We start from the raw sequence: 10,842 nt of genomic DNA, 5'->3' as shown, positions 1-10,842 counted from the left end.
GGTGCGGCAGATGGGTCGCCACCCTGGTGCCCGAGCCCTGAGTGGACCGCAGATATCCTCCGGCGACCAGCTGCTCGTAGGCCTGGACCACGACACTGCGCGAAACCCCGAGATCTCCGGCGAGATTCCGGCTCGATGGTAATCGGACACCTGGATGCAGGGTCCCGTCTTTTATTCGTCCGCGGATGGCCTCCTGAATCTGCGTGGTCATGGACAGCGGCAACTTCCGGTTTATGGCGATCGGTAGCATTCTTCCCCTGTCGGCGCAGGCCTTCCGGCCGGCGTGAAATCCCCGCGATAGATCCGGCTTCTTAAGCCCGGGCCCTCGGTACGGGATGAATTTCTCTTCAGCGCGGAATTGGCCCGCTCACTGAAGAGTGGAATGGACTTGGCCGACGCCGTTGTCGGCTGCGATGCTCCATACGAATAACCAGTGAAGGAGTAGCGATGACCGGTCAGGCAACCGCATCCGACACAACTCGGAAACGATGGGCGGATATTCTTTCGGCGCTCACGGACCGCCGCGACCTCACCGGAGTCGACACGGAATGGGCCATGGGCGAGGTCATGCGTGGTGCCGCCGACGATGCCAGGCTCGGTGGGTTACTGGTGGGCCTGCGGTCCAAGGGAGAGTCCGTCGCGGAGCTCGACGGCCTTGTCCGTGCCATGGACGCGCACGCGGTCAGGGTCCGGGCCGACGGGCCGCTCATAGACATCGTCGGCACCGGCGGAGACATGGCCCGTACGGTGAACATCTCCACCGTCTCGGCGATCGTGGCCGCGGCGGCGGGCGCGCGCATCGTCAAGCACGGCAACCGGTCCGCGTCCTCGGCCTGCGGCTCGGCGGACCTGCTCGAAGAACTGGACGTGGTCATCGACCTGCCGCCGGTGACGGTGCCGCAGGTGCTCGCCGAAGTGGGCATCGCTTTCTGCTTCGCCCCGGTGTTCCATCCCGCGATGCGCCATGCTTCCGCGGTGCGCAGGCAACTCGGCGTGCCGACGGCCTTCAACGTGTTGGGCCCCTTGACGAATCCCGCGGCGCCCGAGGCGGCCGCCATCGGCGTCGCCGACGCCCGGATGGCCCCGATCGTCGCCGGAGTGCTGGCCCGCCGTAACCGCTCCGCGCTCGTCTTCCGTGGCGACGACGGGCTCGACGAACTGACGGTCACCACGACGTCCCAGGTGTGGGCGGTGCACGACGGGACCGTACGCCATGAGACCTTCGACCCGAAGGGCCTCGACATCCCGCAGGCATCGCAGGATTCCCTGCGCGGCGGCAGCCCGGCACACAACGCGGAGATCACCCGGAGGGTGCTCGCAGGCACACGCGGCCCGGTCCGCGACGCCATCCTGCTGTCCGCCGCGGCAGGGCTCGCCGCCGCGGCCCCCGACACCGCGCCACTCACGGAGCGACTGAGGGCCGCCATGACGCGGGCCGCCCGCGCCGTCGACAGCGGCGACGCCGCGGAACTCCTCGACCGGTGGGTCAGGGTGACGGCCAAACTGGCCGAGAGCGCGGCATCCTCGGCCGGGTGAACGGACCCTCGGCGGCCCCTCGGCCGCCGAGGCGGGCCGAAGTGATAGGCGTGGCCCGGGAGTTCGTCCGCGAGTGCGGCGGCCACCCCGGGCCGGTCGACCGCGCGCCCGGTCACGTCAGGCCCTCCCGCCGCCCCGCTGCCAGCATCGCGGCCACCGCATCGGCCGGCCGGGCGTCGGTGACGAGCGCCGAGCCGACGAGCACCGCGTCGGCGCCGGCCTGGGCATAGGCCCGGACATCGGCCGGGCCCCGCACACCGGACTCGGCCACGGTGACCACATCGCCCGGTATCCGGGCGGCAAGCCCGGCATACACGTCACGGTCGACGCGGAGCGAGGCCAGGTCCCGTGCGTTCACCCCAATGATCCGGGCGCCGGCGGCCAACGCCCGGTCCACCTCTTCCTCGGTGTGCGTCTCCACCAGCACGGCCAGGCCGTACTCCCCGGCCTGGCGCACCAGCATCTCCAGCTCCGGCCAGGACAGCGCCGCGACGATCAGCAGCACCAAGTCGGCCCCGGCGACGGCGGCCTCGGCGAGCTGGTACGGGTGCACGACAAAGTCCTTGCGCAGCAAGGGAATGTCGACTGCCGCGCGCACGGCCCGCAGATCGTCCAACGAGCCGCCGAAGTGCCTCGGTTCGGTCAGCACACTGATCGCGGCCGCACCGCCCGCCGCGTACTCGGCGGCAAGAGCCCCCGGCCGGTCGATCGCCGCGAGCAGCCCACGGGCCGGGCTGACGCGCTTCACCTCCGCGATCAGCCGTACCCCGTCGGCGCAGCGCAGCGCGGCGCCGACGGCCTCCGGCGTCATCCAGGCCTCACGCGACTCGGCCCTGCGCCGCAGAACCTCCGGGCTCACCTCGCCCATGCGCTCCCGCAGGTCCGCACGGACTCCGGCGACGATCTCGGTCAGCACACTCATCTGATAACGCCCTCCCCCCGTTTGTGGTGCATTGGATCCGCCAGCCTCCGGACAATCAGTGCCCGGGCGACGAGGCGCGCTCCGGCACCGAAGGTACCCGGCCGGGCTCCTGAACCTCGGCCGGCCGCACCGTGCCACGCCCGGCCACCAGCGCGACGATCGTCTGACCGGCCGCGGCCACGCACATGAGCACCAGCGGTGCCTGCCAGCTGGAACTGACGGTGTGCAGCAGCCCAAAGACCACCGGTCCAACGGCGGCAAGGAGATAGCCGATCGACTGCGCCATCGCGGACAGCGCGCCCGCCCCGGCCGCGTCCTGGGCACGCATGCCGAGGAACGCCAGCGCGAGCACGAGACAGGCCCCGCCGCCCAGACCGAGGACGACGCTCCACAGCAGCGCCAAGTCCGGGGCCACCAGGAGCCCGAGGTAGCCGAGGAGCAGGATGGCCGAGCAGATCGTCGCCAGCGCCCGCTGGTCACGTGCCCAGCGCAGTGCGCCCGGCACCGCCAGGCTGGTCAGCACCGCGACCGCCTGGAACAGGAACAGCAGCCATCCGGCCGTCGCCGCACTGACCCCGTTGTCCTGGAAGACCTGGGGCAGCCACGTCACGACCACGTAGAAGCCAAGAGACTGCAGCCCCATGAAGGCCGTGACCGCCCATGCGAGGCCGGACCCCCAGGGCAGCCGGTGCTGCCCGCGCGCCGCCTGCGGGGCGGGCGGCGCAGTGCGCATCTGAGGAAGCCACAGCAGTACGGCCACCAGCGCAATCAGGACCCAGCACCCCAATGCCGTGTACCAGCCACCGGGAGCGATCTCGCTGATCGGCACCGCCACCCCGGACGCGACCGCGGCGACACCACCCATCACCGTCGCATAGGCGCTGGTCAGCAGCCCCACCTTGGTGGGGAAGTCACGCTTAATGAGGCTCGGCAGCAGGACGTTGCCCACCGCGATGCCTGCCCCGATCAGCACGGTTCCCGCGAACAGACCGACCGCCGAGGGCACCCACCGAACCGCGATCCCCAGTGTCAGTACGACGAGTGCACCGCCGAGGAGCCGCTCGTCTCCCCACCGCGCGGCAAGCCGGGGCACCATCGGAGACAGTGCGGCGAACGCCAGCAACGGCAGTGTGTTCAGCAGGCCGAGCACGGCCGGGGCCAGCCCCAGGTCGGCCTGCACGCGATCCAGCAACGGCCCGACACCGGTCAGGCTCGCCCGGAGGTTGGCTGCTGCCACGAGCAACCCCCACACCAGCAACACCTGTCCGGAACGCCGTGTCGATTTATTCTCCATGACCGTCAGCATCAAGGCTCACGGTGGCGCTTAACGAGGCCGTACTGAGGCTAGCCCCCGCAGGGCCACCCTCGGCGCCGCACGATGAGGCAGGGCGAGATCCGCGGACAGCCCAATACCGCCCGGACCTCACAGCAGGCAGTCCTCGTGAGCCGCCCCGGCTCACCCGCCGACACCGTAACCTGGCGGCATGGGTACGCCGTTGGGGAACTTCATCCGGGCCAAGCGCGACAGCATCGAGCCGGAATCCCTCGGCCTGCAGACGCCCGGCCGTCGCCGATCACCTGGGCTGCGCCGCCTGGACCTTGCCACCCGAGCCGGTATCAGCGTCGAATACCTGGCCCGTATCGAGCAAGGGCGCGACCGCAACCCATCGCCCACAGTGATCAACTCGATTGCCGACGCACTCTGCCTCAACCCCTCGGAGCGCAACCATCTGCGCTACCTCGCGAAGATCGCCGGCGACGCATGCTCGGTCCAGATCAGGCCCGTGCCGCCGCCCCGACGCGTGCGGCCGTCCGTCCTGCAGACACTCTGCCTTCTCGACTCCGGCGTCGCCGTTGTGACCAACCGGCTCGGCGACATCCTCGCCCACACCACGGGCTACCAGTCGATCACCAGCGGCACCGGACTGCTCGACGACGCCGAGCCGAACCTCAACCGCTACTTGTTCACCGACCCCCGCGCCCGGACGTTCTTCGCCGACTGGGACGACATCGCGGACGAGCAAGCCTTCGACCTGTGGCAGGCGCCGTCCCTCGAGAACCTCGAATGGCTCACCTCCGAGCTCATCCCTATCGCCGGGCCCGAGTTCACCAACCGCCTCCGCCGCCATGTAGTACCGCACCGCGGGGTCCTCAGACTCAACCACCCGGAGGGGCACCAGCTACGGCTGCTCCGCGAGACGCTCGAACTGCCCATGGACGCCCAGCAGCTCATCATCTTCCTCCCCGAGTGCGACCAAACGGCCCAGGCCATCGACCAACTCCAGCGCCAGCCCCACGGTCGGCTGCGGTCCATTTCGTGACACGGTGACGCTGCGTCAGGTGGCCCTTGCGGGGCTGCTCCCCACGCACAAGGGGCTGTTTCCGCCCTCGCCCGGATCCTCGCGCGCGGTGAGGCCTGCTACCCACGCACGTGGGGCTGTTCCCGCGGAGCGTCACCGCTCGCCGAGGGCCTGCTTCTGCTCCCCACGCACTTGGGGCTGCCCCAGACGCTCGCCATCAATAGCGACCGGAGTTGCTGACCGCGGTATTGCCGGTCTTCACCGACCGCGCACCGCCACCTCTCGCGGAAGCCAGAGCCTCATGCCGCGCAGAGTCGAACTACAGTTTCAAAAACCTCGCGTCCCCTGAGTGTCCCCTGGGCCCGACTCCAGCCCGGCTCGCCACACCTCCAGCCACAGCATCACCACAGGTCACAGCCTCAAAGGCCACTCCCGCCCCACACATCTACCGAAGTAACGCCCAACGGAGTCAATCCGTTGGGCCAGAGTCCCGAATCCAGGACCCCGGAAATACGTTTGCGCAGGTCAGAAGGGGTTTCCGACCTGCGCATCGTGGGGCGGGTGGGACTCGAACCCACGGCCGACGGATTATGAGTCCCTTGCCGATCTTCCTGATCTTGCCGCAACCTTCCCGTTCATGCAGGTCAGAGCTCCTGAAAGGGCTCCTGGACGGCCGCCCCCGTCCGCCCTTTTCCCGGCCTTTCCCGATCCTTCCGTCCACTGCGCGTCCACTGGACGCACGCTCGCGCCAGTCCGGATGGACCGCTGACCGGACGCGTTCGGCCATGCCCGCAGGTCGAGGGCAACACGTGGGAGAGCTTTCGAACTGAAGCGCAGCGGAGTGAGTTAGGGACGGCGACGCAGAATGCGCTGATCACCGGCGCCCCGTGTAGGTCAACACCGCCCCTCCTCGGCTCCTTGCAGGGGAGGCAGACGGCATCCCCTGCGGTTCATTCAACAGCGATTGCCGACGGTTACCGGAGGCAGTTGGCGATCAACGGTCGAGGAGAAATGACGGCACTGCCGAGTCGCGAACGTGGGACGGCCAGCCGCGCCTCCGGGCGGCTCGCCGTCGATGCCGGCCCAAAAGATCTTCCGCCGCAATGCGGCCGTAGATCATGGTGGACCGGGGAGACCCGGGAGTTGCTCAACCGATCAGGCTACGCACCACTCGCTACCGGGGCCTGACGATTCCCACTCTCTGGGACGCCACCTGATGAGGACAACCACCACGAAGCCCTTGGGGCTTGTGGAGAGCCGGGTGCGGTGCCAAGTCGCATGCCCGGTTCGGAATCATCCCTGGAAACGGGCCGATCGAAGGATCGGAACCGCACTCGGGCCGACTTCACTATCCATCCGCTCATGCGCGTTGGCACCAGCCCGCGGACTTGAGCTCTCTGAAGGAAGGGAGTCCAGCGCCCAGCCGCCCAGGCTCATGTACGAGCGGTCAGTCGGTGCATCAGTTCCTGTGCCTTCTCAGACGTCGCCCCCGTGCGCGTGTGGAACTCCTCCGCTCCCAAGTGCTCAAGCATCTGGTTCGTCAGTTCGCCAAGGCGTTCCATCTGCTCCGCGCTCACCTCGACTCGCTCTTCGGGAGACGTGCGCTCGGCACGCACGGCAGACGACAGTTCGAGTAGTTCAGCCCAGGCATCGTCTTCCTCGAAGAGGTACGAGGCTTGTCTGATCTCGCGGAGAATTCCCCGGAGCAGGAACCGCTCCTCATCTTGGAGCTCCACCGTGCCTTCAGAAGTCTGCACCTTGATCACTTATGACTACTCCAGATCGTCAAAGTAGGTCTTTCCTTCCTTCGGAGTGAAGACCGTGCCGCCGTGTGGAGCGCCCGGGTCCTCGATGACCACGGCTCCCGTAGCAGGGTCCCAGAACGCGCTGCGTCCATCACGCAGGCCGTACTTGGGGATGAGGCCGTCAACTTCGTTGGTCATGACATTGTTCACGTATTCGGACAGCTTGTCCTGGGGCACGTTCTTGACGTGGTGGTCCAACGCCCCTTCACTGAAACGCTCGTTGGCGTGCTTAGCGATGCTCCCGGCCTCAGGAAGTTCCTCACATTGCAAGCCCAGCGGGTCAACATGGGTCCATGGGTTGCGCACCCAGGCCACGTGGTTCGGGCCGGCAGAGAGCCCCAGAGGGTCCGGGCTGGCGTAACGGGCGACGGTCGGGTCGTAATGCCGGTGGAGGTTGTAGTGGAGGCCCGTCTCCAGGTCCGCGTACTGGCCGGGGTGGCGCAGCGGTGTGTGGGCGGTGGCACCGCGGGCCACCGCGGTCGTGCCCCAGAGGGTGCTTCGCGTTCGCCAGGCAAGGTCTCCATCCGGAGCGACGAGTTCCGTGGGGGTGCCGACGAGGTCGGTGATGATGGCGAAGAAGCGGGCGTCGACGGCCTGTTGGGTGTCGGGGTCGAGGGCTCGCTCGGCCTGGGTGATGGGAGTGAGGCCGTCGTAGTCCCAAGTGAGGGCGATAGGCCTGGCTCCGGCGCCCGTCGTGGTGGTCTGTTCAATGACCTGCGCGTCGTCCCACGTGAAGACGGTTTCCTCGGCCACCTTGCCGTCGGCGTCGAGTTGCTGTTTTGCGCTGCGGCGGCCGAGCGGGTCGTACCGGTATCGCCAGGTGGTGCCGTCTGGGGTGGTGCAGGTGGTGAGGTGGTCCTCGGCGTCCCAGGTGTAGCGCCAGATGTCGGCTTTGCGGGAGATCCGTGTCTTGCGGCGTTCGATGACTCGGCCGGCTTCGTCGTGGATGTACGTCCAGCGGCCGGCTTTGTGCAGCCGGGTGCCGTTGAACTGCCGGTCCCCGAGGGCTGATTTGCCGTGTGATTCGGGCCAGGAGGCTTGGGTCAGATTGCCTGCGGTGTCGTATGCGTAGGTCTCGGTCCAGCCTTGGCCGGTGACTTGAGTGACACGGCCGGCGCGGTCCAGGCGGAAGCGTCGGGCGCCGTTGAGACCGTTGGTGAGGGCGATGAGGTAACCGTCCGCCCGGTACTCGTACGACTGCTCCTGCACCACAGGATCGTGCCGCTGTGCCGCGGTGCGAGCGTCGCCGGTGATGCCCTCAGTGGTGACTGTCCGGTTGAGGAGGCGTCCTGCAGGGTCCCATTCGTTGGCCCAGGTCAACATCGTGTCGACATGCCGCCGGGTTTCTCGCCCGGCAGCATCGAAGGCGGAGTCGAGGGCGTGGCCGTCCATGTCCACGCTGACGCGGTTGCCCGCGGCGTCGTATGCGTAGGTGGTGACCGCTCCGGATGGAGTTGTCCGGCGAACCGGTCGGCCGAGCGCGTCGCGGCGGAAGGTGAGGACGCGGCCTTCGTACATCTCGGTGCGCAACCGGCCCATGCCGTCGCGCTGCAGGACTAGCTCGGACTCCAGAGTCGCGGCGGTGGTGAGGCGGCCCGCTGGCTCATAGGTGTAGCGGGTTTCGTCGCCATCAGCGTTCTTGACAGCAACGCGACCGAGGGAATCGCGTTTGTAGGAGACGCTCTGGCCCATCGGGTTTGCCCGGAACGACAGCCTGCCGGCTTCGTCGTGGGCGAATACGAGCAGGCGGTCGTCGAAGTCTCTCTCGGAGATGACGAGACCGGTGGGGTCGTACTCGTAATGCCAGTTCATTCCCTGAGGGTTGGTGACTTGGCGCAGCCGCAGCTCGGTGTCGTAGACGAACCGGTGCCGGGTGCCGTCCGGTTCGGTCCGTGCCTGGAGGAGATCGAAGTGTGTATACGCGTATTCCGTGATCCCGCCGACGGCATCCGTGTGGCGGACCAAGTTGCCCTCGCCGTCCCACTCCCAGCGCGCGATGGCGCCGTCCGGGCCAGTGCGCTGCGCCAGCTTGCCTTCCACCGTCCAGCTCATGGAGGCGGCATTGCCGAGGGGGTCGATGACCGTGGCAGGGCGGCCGAAGGCGTCGCGGACGTACGTGGTGGTGGCGCCGAGCGGATCCGTCACGCGCAGCGGCAGCCCGACGGGGTTGCTCTCGATGCGGGAGACCTGGCCCAGCGGGTCGGTGACCGCTGCCAGATGGCCCCGCTCGTCGTACGCCAGGGTCGTGGTGGTGCCGTCCGGTCGTACCGTGCTGCTCAAACGGCCGGCGTCGTCGTAGGTGCGGCGAGTGACCGCGCCGTCGGGGTCGCGCAGTTCGACGGGGTTCCCGTCCTGGTCATACGTGATGAAGGCGGTGGTGCCGTCAGGGCGCGTGACGCTCAGGGGGCGGCCCAGCTCGTCGTACGTGTACGCCGTCGTGGCTCCGAGGGGGTCGGTGACGGTCAGGGGGCGGTGACGGTCGTCGTAGGTGGTCCGGGTGGTGCGGCCGGCACGGTCGGTCTCGGCGAGGATCCGTAGCCGGCCGTCGATGGTGAACTGGGAGGTGTGGCCGAGGGAGTCGGTGACGCGCGTGAGCGTGCAGTCCGGTTCGCGGCTCTCCAGGCCGTATTCGAAGTGGGCCTTGAGATGACCTGCTTCGCCCTCGTGGTGGGTGCAGCGGTCCTCGTCGTCGTACGCATAGAAGAACGAGCGGTCGTTGCTGTCGGTCCACTTTGTGATCCGGCCGCGCTCGTCCACTTCGTAGCACGTGGCGCGGTCCTCGGAATCGGCGACGGAGGTGAGGAAGCCTCGGTCGCTGTAGCCGTACGAGCGCAGCGTGATCGCGCCCTCGGGTGTGGCGAGGGCGAGCCGGGTTATGCGGCCGGCACGGGTGGTGAAAAGGAGTTCGTAGCCGCCGGAGTGGGACATCGAGCTCGGCTGGCCCAGGCTCCATTCGACGGATATCCAGTTGCCGAGGTGGTCGGATATGGAGGCGAGTTTGGCGATGCCGTCGCCTCCGGGTTCGGCGCCTGCCGGGGCTTCGAAAGTGCGGGTGATCCGCGCGACCGGGTCGAAGAGTGTGTAGGAGCCGTCCGGTTCGCGCTCCAAGGTCCACGGCACTCCCTTGACCGGAGTCACCGGCAGTCCGGGAGCGGGATGCGGATAAGAGCGAACACTGCCGTCGGCGGCAACATGGCACACACCCTCGGCGTCGACTTCGAGGCGTTCGTCGATGGTGGAGGCCCAAGCAGGGCCGAACCAGCCGCCGTTTCGGTAGGCGGACTCGAAGGTTCGGGTGAATTCCAGCGGCATCGTCGCCGGCAGCGTGACGTCCGTGGCAGGCAGGACCATGCGCCCGGTGGCCATATCGACCGGCTCGTTGCGCAGGACCTTGCAGTTCAGGTCGCGGGCCAGGTCTCCGAGGCGTTCCTTGACGGACTTGCGGGCTCCTTCCTTGACGCCCTGCTCGATCGCTTCCTTGCCTGCCTCCCTCAGACCGCCCTTCAGCCCGCCCTTGAGTCCGCCTCCGATGCCCTTGCCGCCGACGAGTTCGATCAGGATGCCGCCGAGGGCTTCGGCGGGGTCTCGCCAGTTCTGGTTCTTCACGATGCCCACCAGGCGTTCGGGGTGGGCGACCGTGGAAGCCAGGCCGGTGGCAACGCCGTTGAGGTTCATCAGGTACTGGCCCGGGTGGTTCACGTTGTACGGGTCGGTGGGGTTCAGCATCCGCACCAGGCCCACGGTCTCGCCCAGGCCCTTCAGCGCCCCGCCGACAAGGTGCACGCTGTTCAGGGCCATGCCCTCGCCCATGTCACGGAGCACCGAACCGGCCAGCTCCAAGCCCCCGGGCGGCTCTGGAGCCTGCTCCGCCAACTGCTTGACAGCATCGCTCACACGACGGGCCGCATCGTCACGCTGGTGGCGGCCCTCGCTCACCAGGTGTTGCGCCTGCTCAAGGCCGGCCTTGCCGGGGTCCTGGAACGGTGGAGGCTTCGGGCCAGGGTCCTGTCCTGCCTCGTTCTTTCGGTTCCAGGTGTCGACTGTGTCGTTGTAGTCCTTGACTGCCTTGTCTGAGGCCGCCCTGGCTCTCTTGTACAGCTCGATGGCTTCCCTGGCCTCGCCCTGCGCCCACTGCACTGTCGAGGCGTACGCCACCAGTGACTTCGCCGCTGCTTCGCAAGCGTCTGCGGCCTGGGTCCAGAACTTCGGCTGGGGCGCGAACTCCGCCCGAAAGGCCTCCCCCGCATCGCCCTCCCAGCCGTGCACGTCGAGACCCTTG

The 10,842-nt window shown here is 68.1% G+C and carries 7 protein-coding genes; 2 read left to right on the top strand and 5 right to left on the bottom strand.

Annotated features, from left to right (window positions below):
• Nucleotides 1-211 (bottom strand): winged helix-turn-helix domain-containing protein (locus tag QIS99_RS31645; RefSeq protein WP_282517202.1); only part of this gene is annotated, 211 nt, incomplete at its 3' end.
• 236 nt (nucleotides 212-447) lie between these two features.
• Between QIS99_RS31645 and trpD the strand changes: the two genes are divergently transcribed.
• On the top strand, nucleotides 448-1,536 hold the full coding sequence (gene trpD, locus QIS99_RS31640; protein ID WP_282517201.1) for an anthranilate phosphoribosyltransferase: 1,089 nt from the start codon (nucleotides 448-450) through the stop codon (nucleotides 1,534-1,536).
• Nucleotides 1,537-1,648: 112 nt separating this feature from the next.
• On the opposite strand, the gene trpC is transcribed toward trpD, so the two are convergent.
• Complete coding sequence (trpC, locus tag QIS99_RS31635; protein WP_282517200.1) at nucleotides 1,649-2,458, bottom strand: indole-3-glycerol phosphate synthase TrpC; 810 nt, start codon at nucleotides 2,456-2,458, stop codon at nucleotides 1,649-1,651.
• A gap of 55 nt (nucleotides 2,459-2,513) precedes the next feature.
• Nucleotides 2,514-3,764: a CynX/NimT family MFS transporter gene (locus QIS99_RS31630; RefSeq protein WP_282517199.1), complete on the bottom strand. Its 1,251-nt coding sequence runs from the start codon at nucleotides 3,762-3,764 to the stop codon at nucleotides 2,514-2,516.
• Between the two features lie 178 nt (nucleotides 3,765-3,942).
• Here QIS99_RS31630 and QIS99_RS31625 point away from each other — a divergent pair, with 178 nt between their 5' ends.
• Entirely contained in the window at nucleotides 3,943-4,779 is an 837-nt protein-coding gene (locus QIS99_RS31625; protein WP_282517198.1) for a helix-turn-helix domain-containing protein, read from the top strand.
• Between the two features lie 1,412 nt (nucleotides 4,780-6,191).
• Here QIS99_RS31625 and QIS99_RS31620 read toward each other — a convergent pair.
• Together QIS99_RS31620 and QIS99_RS31615 are read right to left on the bottom strand one after the other, a co-directional pair.
• On the bottom strand, nucleotides 6,192-6,524 hold the full coding sequence (locus tag QIS99_RS31620) for a hypothetical protein (RefSeq protein WP_282517197.1): 333 nt from the start codon (nucleotides 6,522-6,524) through the stop codon (nucleotides 6,192-6,194).
• Between the two features lie 6 nt (nucleotides 6,525-6,530).
• On the bottom strand, nucleotides 6,531-10,842 hold a 4,312-nt coding region (locus tag QIS99_RS31615), incomplete at its 5' end, for a putative T7SS-secreted protein (protein WP_282517196.1).

This window comes from Streptomyces solicavernae, assembly GCF_029968095.1.
Taxonomy (GTDB): Bacteria; Actinomycetota; Actinomycetes; order Streptomycetales; family Streptomycetaceae; genus Streptomyces; species Streptomyces solicavernae.
Note: the sequence above shows the minus strand (reverse complement) of the source record. Positions and strands in the feature narration are given on the sequence as shown.